The 24,606-nt window shown below is 60.7% G+C and carries 19 protein-coding genes and 1 pseudogene; 12 read left to right on the top strand and 8 right to left on the bottom strand.

All coding sequences use genetic code 11. The annotated features are described in order from the left end of the window. Nucleotides 1-72 precede the first annotated feature (72 nt). From clpP to HZ99_RS05920, 7 genes and pseudogenes are all read left to right on the top strand, one after another. Entirely contained in the window at nt 73-708 is a 636-nt protein-coding gene (clpP, locus tag HZ99_RS05950; RefSeq protein WP_016974096.1) for an ATP-dependent Clp endopeptidase proteolytic subunit ClpP, read from the top strand. Between the two features lie 112 nt (nt 709-820). After that, complete coding sequence (gene clpX, locus HZ99_RS05945; protein ID WP_038441821.1) at nt 821-2,104, top strand: ATP-dependent Clp protease ATP-binding subunit ClpX; 1,284 nt, start codon at nt 821-823, stop codon at nt 2,102-2,104. Between the two features lie 160 nt (nt 2,105-2,264). Continuing rightward, nucleotides 2,265-4,661: an endopeptidase La gene (gene lon, locus HZ99_RS05940; RefSeq protein ID WP_038441820.1), complete on the top strand. Its 2,397-nt coding sequence runs from the start codon at nt 2,265-2,267 to the stop codon at nt 4,659-4,661. 146 nt (nt 4,662-4,807) lie between these two features. Further along, on the top strand, nt 4,808-5,080 hold the full coding sequence (locus tag HZ99_RS05935) for an HU family DNA-binding protein (protein WP_003174819.1): 273 nt from the start codon (nt 4,808-4,810) through the stop codon (nt 5,078-5,080). 229 nt (nt 5,081-5,309) lie between these two features. After that, entirely contained in the window at nt 5,310-7,181 is a 1,872-nt protein-coding gene (locus HZ99_RS05930) for a SurA N-terminal domain-containing protein (protein ID WP_038441819.1), read from the top strand. Between the two features lie 102 nt (nt 7,182-7,283). After that, nucleotides 7,284-7,379: pseudogene (locus tag HZ99_RS29500) on the top strand (LysR family transcriptional regulator); the annotation flags it as partial. A 272-nt stretch (nt 7,380-7,651) separates the two neighbouring features. Beyond that, on the top strand, nt 7,652-8,443 hold the full coding sequence (locus HZ99_RS05920) for a DUF2242 domain-containing protein (RefSeq protein ID WP_038441817.1): 792 nt from the start codon (nt 7,652-7,654) through the stop codon (nt 8,441-8,443). Here HZ99_RS05920 and aceE read toward each other — a convergent pair whose 3' ends face one another. Further along, nucleotides 8,444-11,104: a pyruvate dehydrogenase (acetyl-transferring), homodimeric type gene (gene aceE / locus HZ99_RS05915; RefSeq protein ID WP_038441816.1), complete on the bottom strand. Its 2,661-nt coding sequence runs from the start codon at nt 11,102-11,104 to the stop codon at nt 8,444-8,446. 156 nt (nt 11,105-11,260) lie between these two features. On the opposite strand from aceE, the gene HZ99_RS05910 reads away from it, so the two are divergent. Beyond that, a complete protein-coding gene (locus HZ99_RS05910) occupies nt 11,261-11,740 on the top strand; it encodes a MarR family winged helix-turn-helix transcriptional regulator (RefSeq protein ID WP_038441815.1) in 480 nt (159 codons plus the stop codon). 18 nt (nt 11,741-11,758) lie between these two features. Here the strand turns inward: HZ99_RS05910 and HZ99_RS05905 are convergent, their stop codons facing one another. The 3 genes from HZ99_RS05905 to HZ99_RS05895 all read right to left on the bottom strand — a co-directional run bounded on the left by HZ99_RS05905 (nt 11,759) and on the right by HZ99_RS05895 (nt 15,286). Continuing rightward, entirely contained in the window at nt 11,759-12,811 is a 1,053-nt protein-coding gene (locus HZ99_RS05905) for a transketolase-like TK C-terminal-containing protein (protein ID WP_038441814.1), read from the bottom strand. A 299-nt stretch (nt 12,812-13,110) separates the two neighbouring features. Beyond that, a complete protein-coding gene (locus HZ99_RS05900) occupies nt 13,111-14,151 on the bottom strand; it encodes an AraC family transcriptional regulator (protein WP_038441813.1) in 1,041 nt (346 codons plus the stop codon). 4 nt (nt 14,152-14,155) lie between these two features. After that, a complete protein-coding gene (locus HZ99_RS05895; protein ID WP_038441812.1) occupies nt 14,156-15,286 on the bottom strand; it encodes a carbon-nitrogen hydrolase family protein in 1,131 nt (376 codons plus the stop codon). A 211-nt stretch (nt 15,287-15,497) separates the two neighbouring features. On the opposite strand from HZ99_RS05895, the gene HZ99_RS05890 reads away from it, so the two are divergent. Beyond that, on the top strand, nt 15,498-17,537 hold the full coding sequence (locus tag HZ99_RS05890; protein ID WP_038441811.1) for an NADPH-dependent 2,4-dienoyl-CoA reductase: 2,040 nt from the start codon (nt 15,498-15,500) through the stop codon (nt 17,535-17,537). A gap of 57 nt (nt 17,538-17,594) precedes the next feature. Continuing rightward, complete coding sequence (locus tag HZ99_RS05885) at nt 17,595-18,485, top strand: 1-aminocyclopropane-1-carboxylate deaminase/D-cysteine desulfhydrase (protein ID WP_038441810.1); 891 nt, start codon at nt 17,595-17,597, stop codon at nt 18,483-18,485. On the opposite strand, the gene HZ99_RS05880 is transcribed toward HZ99_RS05885, so the two are convergent. The 3 genes from HZ99_RS05880 to HZ99_RS05870 form a co-directional block, all read right to left on the bottom strand. Continuing rightward, nucleotides 18,482-19,027, bottom strand: coding sequence for a cytochrome b (locus tag HZ99_RS05880; RefSeq protein ID WP_038441809.1), 546 nt, complete (start codon nt 19,025-19,027; stop codon nt 18,482-18,484). The two genes, HZ99_RS05885 and HZ99_RS05880, sit on opposite strands and share 4 nt — an antisense overlap. A 114-nt stretch (nt 19,028-19,141) precedes the next feature. Beyond that, nucleotides 19,142-19,969 (bottom strand): phosphonoacetaldehyde hydrolase, encoded by an 828-nt coding sequence (phnX, locus tag HZ99_RS05875; RefSeq protein ID WP_038441808.1) that lies wholly within the window; start codon nt 19,967-19,969, stop codon nt 19,142-19,144. A gap of 77 nt (nt 19,970-20,046) precedes the next feature. Beyond that, nucleotides 20,047-21,156, bottom strand: coding sequence for a 2-aminoethylphosphonate--pyruvate transaminase (locus HZ99_RS05870; protein WP_038441807.1), 1,110 nt, complete (start codon nt 21,154-21,156; stop codon nt 20,047-20,049). Nucleotides 21,157-21,268: 112 nt separating this feature from the next. Between HZ99_RS05870 and HZ99_RS05865 the strand changes: the two genes are divergently transcribed. Continuing rightward, nucleotides 21,269-22,129 carry a LysR substrate-binding domain-containing protein gene (locus tag HZ99_RS05865; RefSeq protein WP_038441806.1) on the top strand — a complete coding sequence of 287 codons (861 nt, stop codon included), beginning with the start codon at nt 21,269-21,271 and terminating at the stop codon, nt 22,127-22,129. Here the strand turns inward: HZ99_RS05865 and HZ99_RS05860 are convergent. After that, nucleotides 22,099-23,004 (bottom strand): LysR substrate-binding domain-containing protein, encoded by a 906-nt coding sequence (locus HZ99_RS05860; RefSeq protein WP_038441805.1) that lies wholly within the window; start codon nt 23,002-23,004, stop codon nt 22,099-22,101. The two genes, HZ99_RS05865 and HZ99_RS05860, sit on opposite strands and share 31 nt — an antisense overlap. Before the next feature lie 258 nt (nt 23,005-23,262). Between HZ99_RS05860 and HZ99_RS05855 the strand changes: the two genes are divergently transcribed. Beyond that, the gene (locus HZ99_RS05855) at nt 23,263-24,588 is read left to right on the top strand and encodes an MFS transporter (RefSeq protein WP_038441804.1); all 1,326 of its coding nucleotides are present in this window, start codon (nt 23,263-23,265) and stop codon (nt 24,586-24,588) included. Nucleotides 24,589-24,606 lie beyond the last annotated feature (18 nt).

The following is a 24,606-nucleotide window of genomic DNA, read 5'->3' as shown; positions in this document are numbered from 1 at the left end:
TACACCCATAAGCCAGCCTCGCGCTGGCTTATGCGTATTCAAGACATGACTATTTGGGAGTAACTGCAGAGCATGTTCCGTAATTCGTATATTCAGCAGAACTCTGATATCCAGGCCGCAGGCGGCTTGGTCCCGATGGTTGTCGAGCAATCTGCTCGTGGCGAACGTGCCTATGACATCTACTCGCGCCTGCTCAAGGAGCGAGTGATTTTTCTGGTTGGTCCGGTAGAGGACTACATGGCCAACCTGATCTGTGCGCAGTTGCTGTTCCTTGAAGCAGAAAACCCGGACAAGGACATCCATCTCTACATCAACTCCCCAGGCGGTTCGGTGACAGCGGGCATGTCGATCTACGACACCATGCAGTTCATCAAGCCGAACGTATCCACCACTTGCATTGGCCAGGCCTGCAGCATGGGAGCATTCCTGCTGACGGCGGGTGCTGAAGGCAAGCGTTTCTGCCTGCCTAACTCGCGGGTGATGATTCACCAGCCACTGGGTGGTTTCCAGGGCCAGGCATCGGATATCGAAATCCATGCCAAGGAAATCCTGTTTATCCGTGAGCGTCTCAATACGCTGATGGCCAAGCACAGCGGGCGTACCCTGGAAGAAATCGAGCGCGATACCAACCGCGACAACTTCATGAGTGCTGAAGCCGCGCGTGAATACGGGCTGATCGACGCCGTGATCGACAAGCGCCCCGCTTAATATAAGCCGCTCAAAATAGGGCTGGTCGGCGTGTCCGACCACTGGCGGGCTTGAAAAAGCCCGCATAAGCCTTCATCTTGTGTTGCAAGCCTATCGGATTTGGATCGAACGAATGACTGACACCCGCAACGGCGAGGACAACGGCAAGCTGCTCTATTGCTCCTTCTGTGGCAAAAGCCAGCATGAAGTGCGCAAATTGATTGCCGGCCCCTCGGTCTTTATCTGCGACGAGTGCGTCGACCTGTGCAATGACATCATCCGTGAGGAGGTGCAGGAGGCACAGGCCGAAAGCAGCACGCATAAATTGCCTTCGCCTAAAGAAATCAGCGGCATCCTTGATCAGTACGTGATTGGTCAAGAGCGTGCAAAGAAGGTTCTGGCCGTAGCGGTGTATAACCACTACAAGCGCTTGAACCAGCGTGACAAGAAAGGTGATGAGGTCGAACTCGGCAAGAGCAACATCCTGCTGATCGGTCCTACAGGCTCGGGTAAAACCTTGCTTGCAGAAACCCTCGCTCGCCTGCTGAACGTTCCGTTCACCATCGCCGACGCCACCACCCTCACCGAGGCTGGCTACGTGGGTGAAGATGTCGAGAACATCATTCAGAAACTGCTGCAGAAGTGCGACTACGACGTAGAGAAAGCCCAGATGGGTATTGTCTATATCGATGAAATCGACAAGATTTCGCGCAAGTCCGACAACCCGTCGATCACCCGGGACGTTTCCGGTGAGGGCGTACAGCAAGCCCTGCTGAAGCTGATTGAAGGCACGGTCGCTTCTGTACCGCCTCAGGGCGGTCGCAAGCATCCGCAGCAGGAATTCCTGCAGGTTGATACGCGTAACATCCTGTTTATCTGTGGCGGTGCGTTCTCCGGCCTGGAAAAGGTTATTCAAAACCGTTCCACCCGTGGCGGCATTGGTTTCAGTGCAGAAGTGCGCAGCAAGGAAGAAGGCAAGAAGGTGGGCGAGTCCCTGCGTGAAGTCGAGCCTGACGATTTGGTCAAGTTCGGTCTGATCCCGGAATTCGTTGGCCGTCTGCCGGTCTTGGCCACGTTGGACGAGCTGGATGAGGCTGCTTTGATTCAGATCCTCACCGAGCCGAAGAACGCCCTGACCAAGCAATACGCCAAGTTGTTCGAAATGGAAGGTGTAGACCTCGAGTTCCGCGCTGACGCGCTCAAGTCGGTGGCCAAGCGGGCACTGGAGCGTAAGACCGGCGCACGCGGCTTGCGCTCGATTCTCGAAGGTGTATTGCTCGACACCATGTACGAAATTCCCTCGCAGTCCGAGGTGAGTAAAGTGGTGATCGACGAAAGCGTTATAGAAGGTAAGTCCAAGCCACTGTACATCTACGAAAACAGTGAGCCGACTGCCAAGGCTGCGCCAGACGCGTAAGCGTTTCGCAGTTTCGGTACAAACAAGGGGCCTCTAGAGGCCCCTTTGTTTTTCATGGAGGTTTTTACTGTGTGCAAGTGCCAGCATTGAGCTTGTTTTTTTTACACGTAGCCCCCATCTTGGTTTCAAGCTTACTTTCATCTGTCATAGAGGCGAAATCATGAAGACAACCATTGAATTGCCTCTCCTGCCATTGCGTGATGTGGTTGTGTATCCGCACATGGTTATCCCGCTGTTCGTGGGGCGCGAGAAGTCTATCGAAGCCCTCGAGGCCGCGATGACGGGCGACAAGCAGATCCTGCTGTTGGCCCAGAGAAATCCGGCTGACGACGATCCAGGCGAAGACGCCCTGTATCGCGTCGGTACTATTGCCACCGTTCTGCAATTGCTCAAGCTGCCGGATGGCACCGTCAAGGTGCTGGTCGAAGGTGAGCAGCGCGGTGCGGTCGAGCGCTTCATGGAGGTGGATGGTCACTTGCGTGCAGAAGTGGCGTTGATCGACGAAGTCGATGCGCCTGAGCGCGAATCCGAAGTCTTTGTACGTAGTCTGCTGTCCCAGTTCGAGCAATACGTGCAACTGGGCAAGAAAGTCCCGGCTGAAGTCCTGTCCTCCCTCAACAGCATTGATGAGCCAAGCCGCCTGGTCGACACCATGGCCGCGCACATGGCGCTGAAGATCGAGCAGAAGCAGGACATTCTCGAAATCATCGACCTGTCGACCCGGGTCGAGCACGTCCTGGCGTTGCTGGATGCCGAGATTGACCTGTTGCAGGTCGAGAAGCGCATCCGCGGCCGCGTCAAGAAGCAGATGGAGCGCAGCCAGCGCGAGTACTACCTGAATGAGCAGATGAAGGCCATTCAGAAAGAGCTCGGTGACAGTGAAGAAGGCCACAATGAAATCGAAGAGCTGAAGAAGCGCATCGATGCCGCAGGCCTGCCAAAAGACGCGTTGACCAAAGCCACTGCCGAGTTGAACAAACTCAAGCAAATGTCGCCAATGTCGGCCGAGGCCACTGTGGTTCGTTCCTACATCGACTGGCTGGTGCAGGTGCCGTGGAAAGCCCAGACCAAGGTGCGGCTGGACCTGGCGCGTGCCGAAGATATCCTCGACGCCGATCACTATGGGTTAGAAGAGGTCAAGGAACGCATCCTCGAATACCTCGCCGTGCAGAAGCGCGTGAAGAAGATTCGCGGCCCGGTGTTGTGCCTGGTCGGTCCTCCTGGTGTGGGTAAAACCTCGTTGGCTGAGTCGATTGCCAGCGCCACCAATCGTAAATTCGTACGAATGGCCCTCGGTGGCGTGCGTGATGAAGCGGAAATTCGTGGCCATCGTCGGACTTACATCGGCTCGATGCCCGGAAGATTGATTCAAAAGATGACAAAGGTTGGGGTGCGCAACCCGTTGTTCCTGCTCGATGAAATCGACAAAATGGGCAGCGATATGCGTGGTGATCCAGCATCGGCCTTGCTGGAGGTGCTCGACCCCGAACAGAACCACAATTTCAACGACCATTACCTGGAAGTCGACTACGACCTGTCCGACGTAATGTTCCTGTGCACCTCCAACTCCATGAATATCCCACCAGCCCTGCTGGACCGGATGGAAGTGATTCGTCTGCCGGGCTACACCGAAGACGAAAAGATCAATATCGCCGTCAAGTACCTCGCGCCTAAGCAGATTTCGGCCAATGGTCTGAAGAAGGGCGAGATCGAATTCGATGTCGAGTCGATTCGCGACATCATTCGGTATTACACCCGTGAGGCTGGTGTACGGGGCCTCGAGCGCCAGTTGGCGAAGATCTGCCGCAAGGCCGTCAAGGAACATGCCCTGGAAAAACGCTTCTCTGTGAAGGTCACGGCCGATGCCCTGGAGCACTTCCTGGGCGTGCGTAAATTCCGCTACGGCCTGGCCGAGCAACAGGATCAGGTAGGGCAGGTGACTGGCCTGGCGTGGACCCAGGTGGGTGGCGAATTGCTGACCATCGAAGCCGCCGTGATCCCGGGCAAGGGGCAATTGATCAAGACCGGATCCCTTGGTGACGTGATGGTCGAATCCATCACGGCCGCGCAGACAGTGGTGCGCAGCCGGGCTCGGAGCTTGGGGATTCCCCTGGACTTCCATGAGAAGCACGACACCCATATCCATATGCCGGAAGGGGCTACCCCTAAAGATGGCCCTAGCGCTGGCGTAGGCATGTGCACGGCTCTGGTATCGGCCTTGACTGGCATTCCGGTGCGTGCCGATGTCGCCATGACCGGGGAAATCACCCTGCGTGGTCAGGTATTGGCCATTGGCGGTCTGAAGGAAAAACTGCTGGCTGCACACCGTGGTGGTATCAAGACGGTGATCATTCCCGAAGAGAATGTTCGCGACTTGAAGGAAATTCCTGACAACATTAAGCAGGATCTGCAGATTAAACCGGTTAAATGGATTGACGAGGTCCTGCAAATTGCGCTGCAATACGCGCCGGAGCCCTTGCCGGATGTGGCTCCCGAGATAGTCGCGAAGGACGAAAAGCGCGAGACTGACTCTAAGGAAAGAATTAGCACGCATTAATACGTTTAAGCCTGGGGGCTTTCTTGACAGCTTTTTAGAGCCCTTGTTATAAAGCGGCTCTTAAGTGTCTGTAGGCCATTCAGCACTGGTTTTTGCTTTCACCAAAAAACTTAGAATCATACTCAATAGATATAAGGGGACTTAGAGTGAACAAGTCGGAACTGATTGATGCTATCGCCGCATCTGCTGATATCCCGAAAGCCGCTGCTGGCCGTGCGCTGGACGCAGTAATCGAATCCGTCACTGGCGCTCTCAAGGCCGGCGACTCCGTGGTACTGGTAGGCTTCGGTACTTTCTCTGTGACCGATCGTCCAGCTCGCACTGGCCGTAACCCACAGACTGGCAAAGCACTGCAAATCGCTGCTGCCAAGAAACCAGGTTTCAAAGCCGGTAAAGCCCTGAAAGAAGCCGTTAACTAAGCTTCGTTCAAGCCTTTGCCTGTCCGGGCCGGACGCAGGTCTGGCCTGGCAGCGGAGCGGCAACTGACCTGAGTATCCATCGGGTCGCTACGCCGGGGGGCGGGTTCAATACCCGTCCGTTCCGCCAGTTACGAGAAGGCGCATCCTCGGATGCGCCTTTCTTCTATCCGGATTCTACCCACGCTCCACGGTTGCCTAATTTTGAAGTTCAACCGTTTCTGGGGGACGCATGCTGCAGAATATCAGGGACAATTCACAAGGCTGGATTGCCAAGACTATTATCGGGCTCATCGTTGTATTGATGGCTTTCACCGGTATCGAAGCCATTTTCCAGGCCACGACCAATAGCCAGGACGCGGCCAAGGTCAATGGTGAAGAGATCAGTCAAAACGAGCTGAGCCAGGCCGTCGACATGCAACGTCGGCAGCTGATGCAACAACTGGGCAAGGACTTCGATGCGTCCTTGCTGGATGAAAAAATGCTGCGCGAAGCGGCCCTCAAGGGCCTGATCGACCGCAAGCTGCTGCTGCAAGGCGCGGCCGATTCGAAGTTCTCCTTCTCGGAAGCTGCATTGGACCAAGTGATCCTGCAGACGCCGGAGTTCCAGGAAGACGGCAAGTTCAGCGCTGAACGCTTCGACCAGGTGATCCGTCAACTGGGCTACAGCCGTATGCAGTTCCGTCAGATGTTGACCCAGGAAATGCTTATCGGCCAACTGCGCGCAGGCATTGCCGGCAGCGGTTTTGTCACTGATCAGGAAGTACAGAACTTCGCGCGCCTGGAAAAACAGACCCGTGATTTCGCCACCGTCAGCGTCAAGGCCGACCCAGCAGCCGTGACACTCACCGACGACGAGGTCAAGGCTTACTACGACCAGCACGCCAAGGAGTTCATGACCCCGGACCAGGTCGTCATTGATTACCTGGAGCTGAAGAAGGCTTCGTTCTTCGATCAGGTAACGGTCAAGGACGATGAACTGCAGGCCCTGTACGAGAAAGAAACCGCCAACCTCGCTGAACAGCGTCGTGCCGCGCACATTCTGATCGAGGTCAACGACAAGGTGACCGAGGCCCAGGCCAAGGCCAAGATCGAAGAAGTCCAGGCGCGCCTGGCCAAGGGCGAAAGCTTCGAGGCCCTGGCCAAGGAGTTCTCCCAGGATCCGGGTTCGGCCAACAATGGCGGCGACCTGGGTTTTGCCGGTCCTGGTGTCTATGATCCTGAGTTCGAAAGTGCCCTGTATGCCTTGAATAAGGATCAGGTCTCGGCCCCGGTACGCTCCAGCTTCGGCTGGCACCTGATCAAGCTGCTGGGTGTTGAAGCGCCAGAAGTGCCATCGTTCGCCAGCCTGAAAGACAAGCTGACCCGCGAGCTGAAGACCCAGCAAGTGGAGCAGCGCTTCGTCGAGGCGACCAAGCAACTGGAAGATGCGGCATTCGAGGCCTCCGACCTAGCCCAGCCCGCTTCGGATCTGAAGCTGACCGTACACACCTCGGCGCCGTTTGGCCGTGAAGGTGGCGAAGGCATCGCGGCTAACCGCGCCGTGATCCAGGCTGCTTTCAGTCCTGAAGTGCTGGATGAGGGTGCCAACAGCACCGCCATCGAACTGGATCCGGAAACCATCGTGGTCCTGCGTGCCAAGGAGCACCGCAAGCCTGCGCAACTGCCCCTGGAAAGCGTAGCGACTGCCATTCGTGCCCAGTTGACCAAGGAGCGCGCAAGCGCTGCGGCGAAGACCCACGCTGACGAGCTGATTGCCAACCTGCGCGATGGCAAGCTGGCGTTGGACAAGCCGGTTGATGGCCAGGCCTGGAAAGTCACCGAAGCCGCCACCCGTGGCCAGGAAGGTGTCGAGCCTGCTGTGCTGCAAGCGCTGTTCCGCATGGCCAAGCCGGCGGCGAAGGACAAACCGACCTTTACCGACGTGACCCTGCCGGATGGCAGCTTGGTGATCGTGCGCTTGAACAACGTCAACGAAGGCGCTGCGCCAACCGATGAAGAGAAGGAGCAATATCGTCGCTTCCTCGCTTCACGGGTCGGCCAGCAGGACTTCGCTGCGTTCCGCAAGGAACTCGAAGCCAAGGCTGATATCAAGCGGTTCTGATGGTGTGATACAGCAGCAAAAAAAGACCCCGGCCTGAATGCCGGGGTTTTTTGTGTGGGTCCTTATTCAAGGCATCAGGGCATCGAGCAGAGTAGGGGGCCGTCCTCGGTCGTGGGCAAGACTATTGCGCGCATGGAACAACGCCTGGGTGTGCGGCTGTTTCATCGCAGCACCCGCCGTATCACGCTCACAGCCGAGCCGGTGCTGCGCGCGCCGCTGATCAGCAGCACCATCGAGTCCCTGAACCATATGGTGCACGAGGGCCTGGGAATCGCCTGCCTGCCGGACACGAGTGCGTCGAACCGGCATGCCCCGCCCAAACGGCGAGTGTTTATCGACCATCTGAGCGCCAGGCTTTTTCCTGCGCCGCGCGTCGAGTCGGCCGGAGGCGTTTTACCAACAGGAATCCGCGCGCGCACCCCGTGATCTGTTGCACAATAGCGCCCTGAACGTTTTCCTCAGGATGATCAATGTCGACTTCATTTCACTTGCGTGGCCTCGCGCTTGCGCTGGTGCTGGCAGGCGCCACGGGCTGCTCGTCGCCCAAGACCGCTATCTACGAACATGAGAGTTTCGACGATTCCGGTACGTTTTCGCGCAATTACCCGGTCAGCGATGTCGCGGCCTGCGAAGCGGCACGCCGGGCGTTGCTCAGCCAGGGCTACATCATCACCAGCAGCGACCCGAAGCTGGTGAGCGGTAACAAAAGTTTCCAGCAGACTGGTGAGACCCACCTGCAGATCAGTTTCAACGTGGTTTGTGCCGAAGATGGCAGCGGTGAGCATCATGCGACCATGTTTGCCAACGCCCTGCAGGATCGCTACGCGCTGAAGAAGGTCAACAACTCCGCCAGCCTGGGAGTGGGTGTGCTCGGTTCGGTATCGATGCCGATCGGCTCCACCGATGACTCGATGGTCAAAGTGGCCAGCGAGACGGTCACCTCGGCCAAATTCTATGACCGCTACTTTGCCTTGGTGGATGTGTTCCTGCCCCAGGAAGTGAAAGCCGCCGAGCATATCCCACAAGTGCCAAAGGCTGACCTTGGCGTACCAGAACCCAAGCCCGCGCCGGTGGTGGACAAGGTAGAAGCGCCGAAAGAAATGCCGCCTGTACCTGTCGCTCCGGTGGTCTCGGAGCCGCTTGCGCCGCCGGTTGAGGCCACGCCGATTGCTCCGCAGCAAGCGCCGGCAGAAGCGCCGGCTATGCCTGTGTTGCCGGCACCGACAGAGGCAATTCCGCCGCTGCCGGCCACCGGCCAGTAGCTACGCGCTGGCTGGGTCGGCTTTGTCGACGTCGATCCCGTAGCGGCTGATCGCCTCGCTAACCGTGGTGCGGCTGATCAGGCCGTCGTCAGCCAGGGCCTTCAATGCCGCCAATACAATGAAATGGCGGTCCACCTCGAAGAACTCACGCAACGCTTGGCGGGTATCGGACTGGCCAAAACCATCGGTGCCCAGTGCGACAAAACGCCTGCCCGTCACGAACGGGCGAATCTGGTCGGCGAAGATCTTCATGTAGTCGGTGGCAATCACCACAGGCCCCGCGTGGTTCGCCAGGCATTGTTCCACGTAGCTGGTACGTGGCACGTCCTGCGGATGCAAGAGGTTCCAGCGCTCCACCGCATGGCCCTCGCGGCGCAGTTCGGTGAGGCTGGTGACACTCCAGACGTCACTGCCCACGGCAAAATCCTCGCGCAGCAAATCCGCAGCCGCGATCACTTCGCGCAGGATCGCGCCGCTGCCCATCAGTTGCACCTGGGCCTGCTGCCCCGCCTTCAGTCGATACATGCCCTTGAGAATTCCATCCTCGATACCTTCGGGCATGGCCGGGTGCGGGTAGTTTTCGTTGAGCAGGGTGATGTAGTAGTAAATATCCTCCTGTTCGACGTACATGCGCCGCATGCCTTCACGAATGATTACCGCAAGCTCGTAGGCAAAGGTTGGATCGTAGGATATGCAGCAAGGGATCACCGAGGCCAACACCTGGCTATGCCCGTCATCGTGCTGCAAGCCTTCGCCCATCAAGGTGGTACGCCCGGCGGTAGCCCCCAGCAGGAAGCCACGGGCCCGCGCATCACCTGCGGCCCAGGCCAGGTCGCCGACACGCTGGAAGCCGAACATCGAATAGAAAATATAGAAGGGCAGCGTCATCAGGCCGTGGTTGGCGTAGGACGTGCTGGCGGCGATCCATGAAGAAAACGCGCCGGACTCATTCAGGCCTTCCTGTAGGATCTGCCCGTCTTTGCTCTCTTTGTAGTAGCTCAATTGCCCGGCGTCTTGCGGGGTATAGAGTTGGCCCACGGCAGAGTGAATGCCAATCTGGCGGAACAGGCTTTCCATGCCGAAGGTTCGGGACTCGTCGGGCACGATCGGCACGATCAGCTTGCCCAGGTTTGGGTCCTTGAGCAGGGTGCCGAGGATACGCACGAAGGCCATGGTGGTGGAGATGGCGCGCTCGCCCGTGTCCTTGAGTTGGGTGGCAAACGTCTCGAGCGCAGGGATTTTCAGCGCTGGCACCGTACTGTGCCGGGCAGGAATATAGCCGCCCTGGGCCTGGCGCCGTGCGGCAAAATAGCGTGCTTCTTCGCTGTTTGCAGCGGGCTTGAGATAGGGGATTTCTGCCAGTTGGTCGTCAGCCACCTCCAGGCCGAACCGGTCGCGAAACGCCTTGACGGCCTCGGCGCCCATTTTCTTGAGTTGGTGATTGATGTTCTGGCCCTCGCCAGCCTCGCCCATGCCAAAGCCCTTGACGGTTTTCGCCAGGATCACAGTCGGCTGCCCCGTATGGCGAATGGCCGCGGCATAGGCGTTGTAGACCTTGTCGGGATCATGGCCACCCCGTGAGAGTTTCCAGATCTCATCATCGGAAAGATGTGCCACCAGTGCCCGCAACTCTGGATATTTGCCGAAGAAGTGCTCACGCACATAGGCGCCGTTTTGCGACTTGTAGTTCTGATAGTCGCCGTCCACGCATTCCATCATGCGCTGGCGCAACAGGCCGCTGCGGTCCTTTTCCAGCAGGGCATCCCAGCCACCGCCCCAGATGACTTTGATCACGTTCCAGCCGGCCGCGCGGTACAGGCTTTCGAACTCCTGGATCACTTTGGCATTGCCACGCACCGGGCCGTCGAGGCGTTGCAGGTTGCAGTTGACCACGAAAATCAGGTTATCCAATTTCTCGCGCCCCGCCAGGGAGATGGCAGCGAGGGATTCCGGCTGGTCCATCTCGCCATCCCCCAGGAATGCCCAGACCTTGCGTCCCTCCTCAGGCTTGAGGGTGCGCAGGTCCAGGTAACGCATGAATCGCGCCTGGTAGGCCGCAGTGATCGGCCCCAGGCCCATAGACACGGTAGGAAACTGCCAGAAGTCCGACATCAGCCGGGGGTGGGGGTAGGACGACAGGCCCTTGCCGCCGGTCTCGCGACGGAAGTTGTCGAGTTGTGCTTCATTGATGCGCCCTTCGAGGTAGGCACGCCCGTAAACACCTGGCGAAGAGTGGCCCTGGATGTACACCAGGTCACCGGCGAAGGTCTCGGTTCGGCCACGGAAGAAATGGTCAAAGCCTACGTCATACAGCACCGCGGCCGACGCATAGGTGGCGATATGCCCACCTACGCCCGAATGCTTTCCGGCGCGCAAGACCATGGCCATGGCATTCCAACGGATAAACGCATTGAGTCGGCGTTCGATGGTCTGGTTGCCGGGGTAGGGCAGTTGCCGCTCCACCGCGATGGTGTTGACGTAGGGCGTGGTGACCCGCCCATGGAAGTCGCCATGTCGCGCTACGTCGAAATCCAGCAACTGATCGATCAGGTAATGGGCTCGCGGGCGGCCTTCGGTGGAGAGCACCGACTCGATGGACTCCAGCCATTCGCGGGTTTCCTGTGGATCGTCGTCGAGTCTTACTGCGTTGTTCGCGTTCATGTGAGGCTCCAGGGGGTACGGATATCAACGTGCGGACTCCTTGTGGGAGGGTGATTCGGCACGCGGCGAAAGTAATTGCAATTGCAACTACATGCCTGAATCTAGCGCGGGATGCGCTACCATTGCAACCTTCTCGAATTCCCCGGATGGTGTTGCATGTCGTCGAAAGAGCCTGATGTCTGGTTCCGTTTTGTCAGGGCCCATAGGACGGTCATCCGTGAAATAGAACGGCGCCTGGCCCTGGCCGGCCTGCCGCCATACGCCTGGTACGACGCGCTGTGGGGCTTGGAAAGCGGTCCTGATGGCACCCGGCGCATGCATGAATTGGCCGATGTGCTGGCCATCGAGCGCTACAACCTGACGCGCCTGGTGGACCGCCTGGAAAAGGACGGCCTGGTGGTGCGTTCGCGCTGCGAGGGCGATGGGCGCGCCGCGTTTGCCTCGATCACCGATGAGGGCCGGGTGTTGCGCAAAAAGATGTGGGGCATCTACGAAAGTACCGTGGATGAACTGTTCCTCTCGCAACTCGATGCACAGCAACGCCAGGGCTTCGCCGATGCGTTGGAACGTACGGCCGGGCTGGCGATGCAGGCCGGTGTGCAAACCCGGGGACGGCGCAGGCCCGAAACACCATAGGCAAGGGCGCATTCGCGCTCATCCGAGGGGGTAGCGCCGTAGTGCACGCTCCACTTGCTGCGGTTCGATCCGCCCATCCTCTGCCAGTGCTTTCAAGGCCAGCGCGGCAATCCAGTAGCGGTCAGGTGGCGCCGGCTGGACTGAGCCGGCGCCCAGGGCGACAAAGCGTGCATCCACATGGGCCGCCAGTGGGTCGACGACGGATTGCGGATAGCCGGTGACCGCGATCACCGGGCTGTCGTTGCCCGCCAGGCAATCGCGCAAGTGACTGCTGCGTTTTTCAGCCAGTGGATGCAGGCGATTCCAGCGCTCGGCGGCACGTGCCTCCCGCGCCAGCCGGGTGTAGCTGGGGCAGCTCCATAGCTGCGCCGACACGTTCCAGTCCGTCTCCAGCAACCTTGCGGCATGCAGCACTTCTGCAAACGCGTAGCCTGCGCCCAGCAAGCGCACCTGCAATCGGGCCGCTGGCTCGCGGCCGATCCGGTACATTCCCTTGATTGCATCCTCGCGGTCTTGGGGCGCCAATCCCGGCCCGTCGTCCTGGTCATGCAGGGCCAGGTAATAGAAGCCGGGCCTGCCGTCGATATACAACGCATGCAGGCCTGCCAGGACAATTGCCCGGGTTTCCTCGCCGGAGGCCGGGTCATAGGGGGTGCACTGCGGGTTGCTGGCCAGCCAGAGCGGGAGTGACGGGTGCGCGCCTCTGGGCCAAGTGGTGGGGCGGGTCTGGATATCGTTACACAGAATCCCCCGTTGTTCGGTGCCACGGGAGAGGGCACACAGCTGTGCCGATGAGGTGGCGCTGTGCAGGTACAACAGCGGTTTTTCCCCGCTGTTACGAGCAAACCAGGTGGGCCAGGCGGCAATGCGCCTGGAAGAGGACTGGCCGCGAATGACCCAGGCTTGCCGGCGTGTCGCCGGGCTGAACTCCAGGGTGTTGGCCATGGCCATCACCGTATACAGCGGTGAGCTACGGGGCGGTGGCTGATCGTTCAGGATGTCGATGCAGATTTGTGCGGATTGCGCAGTGCTGGCAGTCACGAGTCGCCTCCCATTGGTGGTGGAGAGCATCACCCTAATGGAAGTCGGTATTTGATTGCAATTGCAATGGTTGCAGTTGCATTTATTTGATGCGATTAAATCCGCGCCTGGCTGCTACGTTTGATCTTCAAGCGCAGGAACGTCATGACCCTGTCTTTTTTACGTCACGACGGCACTTTAGGCTGGTGATGCAGGTCACTTGAGCAACCTGCTTTGATTACACAAGGAGTCGACGATGGACGATTATCAAGAAGAGCTGCTGGAATACCAGGCCTTTGAGCTGGACCCTTTGGACCCGGCTGACGATGCCACCGAGTTGTAGACGGGCGTCAGGCAGACTGTCGCTGACTGCGGCGAAACTCCCCTGGAGTCTGGTTGTTCCAGCGCTTGAAGGCCCGTTGAAAGGCTTCCGCTGAGGCAAAACCGAGCAAATAGGCAATTTCTCCAAACGCCAGTTCTGTATCGCGAATGTAGGTCATGGCCAGGTCACGACGGGTGTCGTTGAGAATGGCGCGAAACTGAGTGCCTTCCTCGGCCAGTTTGCGCCGCAAGGTCCAGGTTGGCAGCTTCAGGCGTGCCGCCACTTCTTCCAGGTCGGGTTCCCGGCCGCCATTGAGCATCGGCCCCAGCAAGCGCGTGATGCGCTCGCGCAGGCTGCGGGTGCGGGTCAGTTGCTCCAGTTCCCTTTCACACAGTTGCAACAGCAGGTTCCAGGTACTTGGGCAGTGCTGCGGGTTGCGCAGGCCCAGGCTGTGCTGGCTCAGGCGCAGTTGATTGAGTTCGGCGCCGAACTGGATCGGGCAATCGCCCAGCACGTTGTAGCTTGCGCTGTAGTCCGGTGTGGCGAATTCGATTTCGATCCGTTCGGCCACCACCGGCTGCTGGCACAAACTCGCCATCTGATGCAGCCAGCCGGCCAGAATCGAGTCCACCACGAAGCGGTTATAGGCGTTGTACGGGCTGATGGAATAGAAACGCAGCCAGGCGCCCCGGGGGTCTTCATGAAAGCTCGACTGGCCGCGGTAGTTGGCGCCGTACAGGGCCTCGAAGCGCGTCAGGGCGCGCACGGCTTCGCGCACGTTGGGCGCCTGGGCGGCGGTGACGCCCGCCAGGCCCAGTTGGTTCATGCGGCTCAGTTGGCCCATGCGCAGGCCCAGTCCGGGGTCGCCGGTCAACTGGATGGCCGCGTGGCCCAGGCGCATGTAGCGGGGGATCGACAGGCGTGCGCCGAGTTCGCTCAAGCGCGCCGGGTCCAGGCCGTATTGCAACAGCAGCGGTTGCGGGTCCAGGCCGTGGCTGAGGATGGCGTCGGCCAGGGTATGCACGATGCCCACCGATAAGTCCCCGAGGCGCACCGGTGCCGGCTTCATGGCGTTACAGCCACACGTTCAGCAAGCGCGCACCACGCGCGTTGCCGTCGGCGAAGACTTGACCGTTGGCGCTGAGAAAACTCTGACCACTGGTGCCCTGGTCCCAGAATTGCCCGCGCATGAATACGCTCATGCCTGCGCCGGCCAGGCTGATAGGCGCCTGGCTGATCAGGCTCAGGCGATGCCAGGCTTCACCTTCGCTGAGCTCTTCGGGTTTGAGGCTGACTTCCGGTGGCGTGGACACGCTTTTGAAGCCGCGCCATGGCTTGTCCCAAGTATCACGACCAATCACCAGGGCCGGCACCGCCACCAATTGCGCGCCTTGTTCGTTGAGCTTGCGGTAGTTGTCCGGGTACCAGCTGTCGCTGCCGATCAGGATGCCCAGGCGTCCGGCCGGGGTGTCGATGACGCTGATCGCGCTTTCGTCGCCTGGGGCGATAAAGCCGCGCTCTTCAAAGATGGGGTAAAGCTGGCGCTGGGGTTGGCCCAACGGCAGGCCGTCGCGGTCGAACACCAGGCTGGTGTTGTACAGCGCGCCGTGGCCGACCTGCAATTGGCCCTGGTTGATGCTGGGGTTGGGCAGGGCAATGGAGCCGGCCACCAGGGTCACCCCGAATTCCTTGGCCAGGCCGCCAAACAGCACCTGGTAATCACGGGCCATGGCCGGCGCCTTCATGCGCAGGTACGCATCGTCCAGGCGGCTGTCGCCCTGGGCACTGATCAGTGCGCGCAGGAACAGTAAGGGGTTGCTTGCCGACAGCCAGTTCATTGCCTCTTTGAGATTGGTCGCCTGGTACAGCTCGTTTTTTTCGCCGCTGACCATCAGCCAGGTGCCGACATGTTCCGGCAGGACCACGATGGTTTTGTCATTGATCAGCCCCATGTCCCGGGCATTGCGCAAATAGGCCGAGAGCTTGAGGTGCAAGCGCTCCAGGCTCTGGTAGTCAGCGGGAAACAACTCCGGCTGGATGCCCAGCAGGTTGCCGTGATCGGCGGGAATGCCCTCGTTCACAGCCAGGTTGATCCGCAGGTCCGACAGGTAATGCCCCACGGGGCGTTCCTGGGTCCAGACCAGATAGGCGGAAACGGCGGCGACCAGGGCCATGGTGAGGGTCAAGGCAAGTAATTTACGCATGAGGAAACAGACAACAGGCCATGTGCAGGGTTCGCCCCTAGGGTAGGGCGCGTCGCCACGCTTGCCAAGGGGCGCTGCGCATTTTGATCATTAACTTGTCAGTTTCAGTCATTGAGCGCTAAGGACGTGGCTCTTAGTCTGTGGGACATAAACCGATGGTCGGCCATTCGAGCCTGCCACGTCCCGTGATGATCCGTTGTGGAGCTGTACCATGACCGCTGCTGCCTACCCGCACCTGCTGGCCCCGTTGGACCTGGGTTTTACCACGTTGCGCAATCGCACCCTGATGGGCTCGATGCACACCGGCCTTGAAGAGAAACCCGGCGGCTTTGAGCGCATGGCGGCTTATTTTGCCGAGCGTGCCCGTGGCGGCGTGGGCCTGATGGTTACGGGGGGCATTGGCCCCAATGATGAAGGCGGGGTGTATTCCGGGGCGGCCAAGCTGACCACCGAGGCCGAAGCGCTCAAGCACAAGATTGTCACCCAGGCGGTGCACGAGGCGGGCGGCAAGATCTGCATGCAGATCCTCCATGCCGGGCGTTATGCCTACAGCCCCAAGCAAGTGGCGCCCAGCGCGATCCAGGCGCCGATCAACCCGTTCAAGCCAAAGGAGCTGGACGAGGAAGGTATCGAAAAGCAGATCAGCGACTTCGTCACCTGCTCCGTATTGGCTCAGGTCGCTGAGTACGACGGCGTGGAAATCATGGGTTCGGAAGGTTATTTCATTAACCAGTTCCTCGCCGCCCACACCAACCACCGCACCGACCGTTGGGGCGGCGCCTACGAAAACCGCATGCGCCTGCCGGTGGAAATCGTGCGCCGGGTGCGCGAAGCCGTAGGGCCGAACTTCATCATTATCTTCCGCCTGTCGATGCTCGACTTGGTGGAAGGTGGCAGCACCTGGGAAGAAATCGTCCAGTTGGCCAAGGCCATCGAGCAGGCGGGGGCGACGATCATCAACACCGGCATCGGCTGGCACGAAGCGCGCATCCCGACCATCGCCACCAAAGTGCCACGGGGCGCGTTCAGTAAAGTCACGGCCAAGCTGCGCGGCGCGGTGCAGATTCCGTTGATCACCACCAACCGTATCAACACCCCGGAGGTGGCCGAGCAGATCCTCGCCGAGGGCGATGCCGACATGGTGTCCATGGCCCGGCCATTTCTGGCCGACCCGGAGTTCGTCAACAAGGCCGCCGCTGGCCGTGCCGATGAGATCAATACCTGCATCGGCTGCAACCAGGCCTGCCTTGACCACACGTTCGGCGGCAAGTTGACCACTTGCCTGGTCAACCCGCGGGCCTGCCATGAAACCGAACTCAACTACCTGCCGGCCCAGCAGATCAAGAAAATTGCCGTGGTCGGCGCTGGCCCTGCAGGCCTGGCTGCCGCTACCGTGGCGGCGGAGCGCGGCCATCAGGTGACCCTGTTCGATTCGGCCAGCGAAATCGGCGGCCAGTTCAACGTGGCCAAGCGTGTGCCGGGCAAGGAGGAGTTCTTTGAAACCCTGCGTTACTTCAAGCGCAAACTGCAGACCACCCATGTCGACCTGTGCCTCAACACCCGGGTCGACGCGGCGCAACTGGTGGCTGGCGGTTATGACGAAATCATCCTCGCCACCGGTATCGCGCCACGTACCCCGGCCATTCCTGGGGTGGAGAACGCCAAGGTGCTCAGCTACCTGGACGTGCTCCTGCAGCGCAAGCCGGTGGGCAAGCGCGTGGCTGTGATCGGCGCCGGCGGTATCGGTTTCGATGTGTCGGAGTTCCTTGTGCACCAGGGCGCCTCCACCAGCCTGGACCGCGAAGCGTTCTGGAAGGAGTGGGGCATTGATACCCAACTGCAGGCCCGCGGCGGCGTGGCCGGGATCAAGCCCCAGCTCCATGCCCCGGCACGTGAGGTGTACCTGTTGCAGCGCAAGGCTTCCAAGGTTGGCGATGGCCTGGGCAAGACCACTGGCTGGATCCATCGCACCGGCCTGAAAAACAAGCAGGTGCAGATGCTCAACAGTGTCGAGTACCTGAAAATCGACGATGAGGGCCTGCATATCCGTATCGGTGCCGAGGGCGAGCCCCAGGTGCTGGCGGTGGACAACATCGTCATCTGCGCCGGCCAGGACCCGCTGCGCGAACTGCAGGACGGCCTGGTCGCTGCCGGCCAGAATGTGCACCTGATCGGCGGGGCCGATGTGGCCGCCGAGCTGGACGCCAAACGCGCGATCAACCAAGGCTCGCGCCTCGCCGCCGAGCTGTAAGCACTGAAGAGGGGCGGTGTTAGACTACCGCCCCTTTTTTCTTGCAGACATGCCCTGATGGGTCCTTTTGATTGGCTTCCCCACGCGCCCCTTGAGCCCTTGCAACTGGAGTGGTTGAACGGGGTCGAGGTGGCCGTGCTGCGCCTGGACTGCATCGACCCGCTGATCAGCGGCAACAAGTGGTTCAAGCTCACCGGGCATCTGGCCCACGCGCACCAGGCGGGTGCCAGCGGCATCATCAGCCTGGGCGGCGCCCACTCCAACCATCTGCATGCCCTGGCGGCGGCCGGCAAACGCTTCGGTTTTGCCACCGTCGGCCTATTGCGCGGGCACCCTCAAGGCACCCCGACTATTCTCGATCTGCAAGCCTTCGGCATGCAGTTGCACTGGCTGGGCTATGGCGGTTACCGCGCGCGTCATGCACCGGACTTCTGGTTGCCGTGGGGCGAGCAATACCCACACCTGCATCCCGTGCCCGAAGGCGGTGGCGCAATGGCGGGAGCGCAGGGTTGCGGGGTGCTGGTCGAGCAGGCGCGCATGCAGTTGCATGCCCTGGGGTGGGGCGACTATGACGCCTGGTGGCTGGCAACCGGCACCGGCACCACGCTCGCAGGCTTGGTGCTGGCGGAGGCGGGCGCCCATCCTGTGTATGGGGCAATGGCGGTGCCGCAGGGTCATGGCGTCGAGCAGAATGTGCAGGCCATTGTGCAGGGCGGATACGAACTGGTGGATGCCAGCCGTGGCGGTTTTGCGAAGGCCGATCCGTTATTGCTTGAATTTATCCAGGCCACTGAGCTGGCCTGCGGCCTACCGTTGGAACCGCTCTACACCGGTAAGGCGCTGCTGGCGCTCAAGCAACGGATCGAGGCCGGGCGCTTTGCCCCCGGCACTCGGCTGGTCTTTGTGCACACCGGCGGCCTGCAAGGCCGCCGCGGTTTTGTGGGTTAACGCTTGGGCAACATGCGCAATACGGTGTTATCGCGCATGAAATAGTGGTGGTACAGACCCGCCGCCGCATGCAGGCCGATCAGCCAGTAGCCGATGGTGCCGCCCAGCACATGCCAACCTTCGATCTGCTTGGCCAGGTCCTTGTCTTCACCGATCAGCGGTGGCAACTCGATCCCGTAGAACCACACCGAATGCCCTTCGGCACTGACAATCAGCCAGCCAAAGATCGGCATGCCGATCATGAACACATACAGCGCCACGTGCATCAGCGTTGCCAGCAGCGTTTGCCATGGCGGCGGGGCGGGCAGGATTTTCGGCGCTACACCGAAGCTTCTTGCAAACAGGCGCAGCCAGACCAGCACGAACACGGTCAGGCCGAACATGAAGTGCAGTTCTTTGATTAACGTGCGCCCGCCGCTGCCTTTGGGGAAAATCCCGCGAAATTCAATGGTGGCGTAGACCACCACCAGCAGCACCAGCATCAGCCAGTGCAGGGCGATGGACATCGTACTGTAACGGGATTCACTGTTTTTCCACGGCATCGCGTCTTTCCTCACTCATCAGGGGCAAACCTCCGTTCTTTGGCGACGGAGTCCCTTCAGCCTAAACCTGTTAGGCAAGGTTTGCCCGAGTGAGGGGCGATGTATTGATCTCGATCAGGCGCTTTGCGGCATTTCACCACGGGCCAGGCGCTGATTGATGTCGGCGATCACGCCGGGCAGGTCGGTGATGGTGTCGATCAGGTAGTGGGGGCGCGAGCCGGCGAACATCGCTTCGATGCGCTTGCGCTCGCTGGCCAGCGTCGCCGGAGCCAGGGCGCGGAACTGCTCGTAGGTCAGGCCCAGGGCGTTGCCCGAGCAGGTCAGCGCCACGGTCCACATCCCGGCGCGGCGGCCTTCGAGGATGCCCGGTACGGTGTCGTCGATCTTCACACAGGCCGCCACGTCATCGATGCCCAGGGCGATCACGTTGGCCAGGGCCTGGGCCGGCCATGGGCGCCCATTGGGCACTTCGTCGGTGGCGACGACATGGTCGGCGATGTAGCCATTGGTAGCCGCCAGTTCGACCACTTTGTCCATCACTTGCTTGGGGTAGCCGGAGCAGGAGCCGATCTTGATCCCTTGCGCACGCAGCGCGGCGATGGTTTCCAGGGCGCCGGGAATCAGCGCCGAGTGCTCGGCGATCTTTTCGATCTGCAAGGGCATGAAGCGCTCGTAGATGGCGGTCACGTCATCGTCGGTCGGCGTGCGGCCAAAGGCCTTGCGGTAGCGCTCGGCAACCTGTGGCTGATCACACAGGGTGCGGATGTGGTCCCACTTGCCCATGCCCATCGGGCCACGGGCTTCTTCGATGGACACCTGCACGTCGAACTCGGCGAAAGCCTCGACAAAAATCTGCGTGGGGGCGAAGGAGCCGAAGTCGACCACAGTGCCGGCCCAGTCGAGGATGGCGGCCTGCAGGGTGTTGGGGTGCTGATAATTCATGGTTCAAGTCCTGTAAATAATGTGTAGGCGCCGGCTTGCCGGCGATAGCGGCCATGAAGGCCTATCGTCGAGGAGGATTAGATGTCGAGCACTTCCATCTCTTGCAGCGCCTGGGCAATCGCCGCCACCGCCGCTTGCATGTCTGCCTGGTTGACGTGACCGATGCAGCCGACGCGGAAGGTTTCGACCTGGGTCAATTTGCCCGGATACAGGATGAAACCCTTGGCCTTGACCCGCTCGTAGAAGTCCTTGAACTGGTAGCGCGGATCGTTCGGCGCGTGGAAGGTGATGATGATCGGCGCCTGGATCGCCGTGGGCAGGAAGCTGCGCAGGCCCAGGTCGGCCATGCCGTCCAGCAGTGTCTGGCAGTTGGCGGTATAGCGCTGCTGGCGGGCCGGCAAGCCGCCTTCTTCGTTGTATTGCAGCAGCGCTTCATGCAGGGCGGCCACCACATGGGTTGGCGGGGTAAAACGCCATTGGCCGGTCTTGGCCATGTAGGCGTGCTGGTCGAACAGATCCATGGCCAGGGAATGGCTGTTGCCCTGGGCGGCGGCCAGTGCTTCTTTTTTGGCAAAGACAAAACCCATGCCCGGCACTCCTTCCAGGCATTTGCCGGAGGCGGCGATCAGTGCGTCAAACGGCACTTGGGCAGCGTCGACCGGCAGCGCGCCGAAGGAACTCATGGCATCGATGATCAGGCGCTTGCCGTGGCGCTGGATGACCTGGGCGATCTCCGGCAGCGGGTTGAGGATGCCGGTGCTGGTTTCGCAGTGGATCAGCGCGATATGGGTGATGCTGCTGTCAGCCTGCAACAGCCGGTCGACATCGGCGGCGGCGGTGGGTTGGTCTTCGGCGGTTTCGAAGGTGCTGAACGGGCGGCCCAGCACTTCGCAGATCTTCGCCAGGCGCTTGCCGTAGGCACCGTTGATCAGCACCAGCACCTTGCCATTGCGGGGTACCAGGGTGCCGATGGCGGCTTCGACGGCGAATGTGCCGCTGCCCTGCAAGGGGACACAGTGGTGGCTGTCGCTGCCGTTGATGATCGCCAGCAGTTGCTCACAGAGGCTGGCGGTCAGTTGGTTGAAGCGCTCATCCCACGAACCCCAGTCAACCATCATCGCCTGGCGGGTGCGGGCGGACGTGGTCAGGGGCCCGGGTGTGAGCAGGATCGGTGCGGCAGTACTCATTCTCATGTCCTCGCAGAGCGGTGGGATGAAGCTACGGGACATAAATTGCAGTTTGGCTTGTTATCAATCAAATTGTTTGTTGTTATGCCAGCCATCAGTGAGGCCGATAGCTATGAATCTTTTTCAACTGCGTGCATTTGACGCCGTGGCCCGGGATGGCAGTTTCACCCGTGCCGCTGCGCGCCTGTTTATCAGCCAGCCGGCCGTGACCGGGCATATCAAGGCGCTGGAGGAGCATTACCAGATCACCCTGCTGCGGCGTACCGCGCGGCGCGTCGAGTTGACGGAGGAGGGCATCAAGCTGGCGGCCATCACCCGTAGCATTTTCGGCCTGGTGGATGAAGCACAGACCCTGCTGGAAGCTAACCGCCAATTGCTCACCGGGCGCCTGGAAGTGGCGGCAGATGGGCCCCATATGGTCATGCCGATGCTGGCAAAGCTGCGTGCGCGTTACCCCGGGATTACCGTCAACCTGCGCCTGGGCAACGCCCAGGAAACCTTGGCCGCGCTGCTGTCCGAGCATGCGGATGTGGCGGTGTTGACCGAAGTGGAGCCCCGCAAGGGCGTGCATTTGCAGGCCTTGAACGAGTCGCGCATCTGCGCCCTGGTACCGGCTGGCCATCCGTGGCTGGCGCAGCCGGCGGGTATCGGCCTGGAGCAGTTGGACCAGGTGATCATGGTGTTGCGCGAGCCCAGTTCCATCACCCGTCGCACCTTCGACGACGCCTGTACCAAGGCCGGCGTGCAACCCAGGGTATTGCTGGAACTGGACAGCCGTGAAGCGGTGACAGAAGCGGTGGCTGCGCAGTTGGGGGTGGGCGTGGTGTCCTCGGTGGAGGTCAGTCGTGATCCCCGGGTCCACGCGATTCCTCTGCGTGGTGACGGATTGCTGAACCAGCACATGCTCGGCTGCATGGAGCGGCGCCGGGAGTTGCGCTTGATTCAGGCGTTTTTCGAGCTGGCTTCAAGCTGATCTTCGCGCAGTCTCTCCCGGACAATCTCCAGAAAGGTCGCCACCACCCGCCGCGAGCTCTGCTCCTTCAGGCATACCAGCGTCTCCTTCATGCGCTGGGTACAGTCGCGGATCGGCATGGCATACACCCGCGAGTCTGCGCCGAACTCCGACGCCGAGACCACCCCCACGCCAATTCCCACCACCACCGCTTCCCGTGCGGCTTCGCGGCCTTCCACCTGGATCGCCGGGCGGATCCGCAGCCCGGCCTGATGCATCTCGCGCTCCAGGGTCTGACGAGTCACCGAGCCGGTTTCCCGCAACACCAGGGGCGTGTCGTCCAGGTCCTCCAGGTCGATGGACTCGCGCCCGGCCCACGGGTGGTTACGTGCCACAAAAGCCAGCATCGGGTCATCGCGCAGGGGGATCGAGAGCAGGCGCTCATCGTCGACATCACGCCCCACCAGCGCCAGGTCGGCCTGATAGTTGTACAGGCGGTACAGCGCGTCATCGGTGTTGCCGGTCTCGACCTTTACAGTAATCCCCGGATAGCGTTCGCAGAACCGGGCGATCTGCGGCAGTACATGCACCGGCGCGTCCACGGCCAGGGTCAGGCTGCCGGTTTGCAGGGCCTTGGAGTCTTGCAGCAGTTCTTCGGCTTCGGCGGCAATCACGAACAGGCGCTGGGTGATGCTCAGCAGGCGCTCTCCCAGGTCAGTCAGGCGCACCGAGCGCTTGTTGCGATGGAACAACAGCACGCCGAAACGCTCTTCGAGTTTGCGCACTTGGTCGGAAATGGCTGGCTGGGTGAGGAACAGTCGTTCTGCCGCCAGCGTAAAGCTGCTGTGGATCGCCACGGCATGGAAGGCTTTGAGTTGGGCATGGGAAACCGACATGGCATGGCCTCTTACAAGCTGAACTTATATTTGAAATACGATAAATCGATTTTACCTATTAGTCAGCCATTGCTTTGATAGCCCCCAGTCGCCGCGGGTTGAGTCTTACAGCTTCGGCGATCATGGGCCCTGGCGTGCAACCTTGCAGGACTCATCTGACCAGTACCCTGCGACCCGGTACTGCAGTGCAAAACAATAAAAACACAGGCAATTGCTTCCCGACTCTGCCGGCACACTCACACCTGAGGTCAGAACCACATGAATATCCCTATGGGTAGCATCAAGCGTTGGCGCGTGCAGATTTTCGCCATCACCTGGCTGGCCTATGCCGCCTTTTATTTCACCCGCAAAGCGTTTTCCGTGGCCAAGTTGGGGATCGTCGACGACCCGAGCTTCCCGCTGGACAAAATGATGATGGCCAACCTCGACGGCCTGTATCTGGCAGCGTATGCCGTCGGCCAGTTCACCTGGGGCATGCTGGCCGACCGCTTCGGGCCACGGGTGGTGGTACTCGGCGGCCTGGTGATTTCCGCGCTGGCTGCGTTGGTCATGGGCACCTTTGCGACGTTGCCGGTCTTTGTCAGTTGCATGTTGATCCAGGGCCTGGCGCAGTCCACCGGCTGGTCAGGCCTGTGCAAGAACCTCGGCAGTTTCTTCCCGGCGCAACAGCGCGGGCGGGTGTTGGGGCTATGGAGTTCCTGCTATGCGTTTGGCGGCCTGGTGGCATCACCGTTTGCCGGTTGGTGGGCCTATACCTTGATTGGCAGCTGGCACGCCGCGTTTGTTTCCAGCGCGGCGGTGGTAGCGGTGGTGGCGGTACTGTTCTTTGTGTTCCAGCGCAACACGCCACAGGATGTCGGGTTGCCCGCCGTGGAAGCGGAGCCGGCCTTGAGCGCAGAAGAGGCGGCAGCAGCCAGGAAGATCAGCATCCTGGAGCCGTTGCGCGAGATCTTGCGTAACCGCACCGTACTGACCCTGGGCCTGGCGTACTTCCTGCTGAAACCGGCGCGTTACGCGATCCTGTTGTGGGGCCCGGTGATTGTCTACGAACAGATGCCGTCGGTGGGCAAGGTCGGCGCGGCCATTGTGCCCACGGCGTTCGAGCTGGCGGGGTTGCTGGGGCCGATCATGATTGGCCTGGCGTCCGACAAACTGTTCGGCGCCCGGCGCATGCCGGCCTGTGTCCTTAGCCTGTTGGCGCTGACGGTGTCCCTGGCGTTGTTTATGGGGGCATTGCATACCGGTAGCGTGCTGTTGGTGATGGCCTTGCTGTTTGTGATGGGCCTGACCCTGTACGGGCCAGACTCGATGATCAGCAGCACAGCGGCGATCGATTTCGGCACGGCCAGGGCGGGCGCCACCGCGGCGGGCTTCGTCAACGGCTGCGGTTCGGTGGGCGCGATTCTCGGTGGCCTGCTGCCGGGCTACTTCGACACGGTCACGGTGTTTATCGTGTTCGCCGGCGCCGCGTTGTTTTCCGCGCTGGTGCTGATGCCCTATTGGAACGCGCGGCCTGCGGTTTTGGCGCAAGTGGGCGACTTTGTGCCGGATCGCTCGGTCGCGATCAACCCCCTGCGCACCTGAGGCCCCTGCAACGCTGGC

The sequence above is a fragment of the Pseudomonas fluorescens genome (assembly GCF_000730425.1).
Lineage (GTDB): Bacteria > Pseudomonadota > Gammaproteobacteria > Pseudomonadales > Pseudomonadaceae > Aquipseudomonas > Aquipseudomonas fluorescens_X.
Note: the sequence above shows the minus strand (reverse complement) of the source record. Positions and strands in the feature narration are given on the sequence as shown.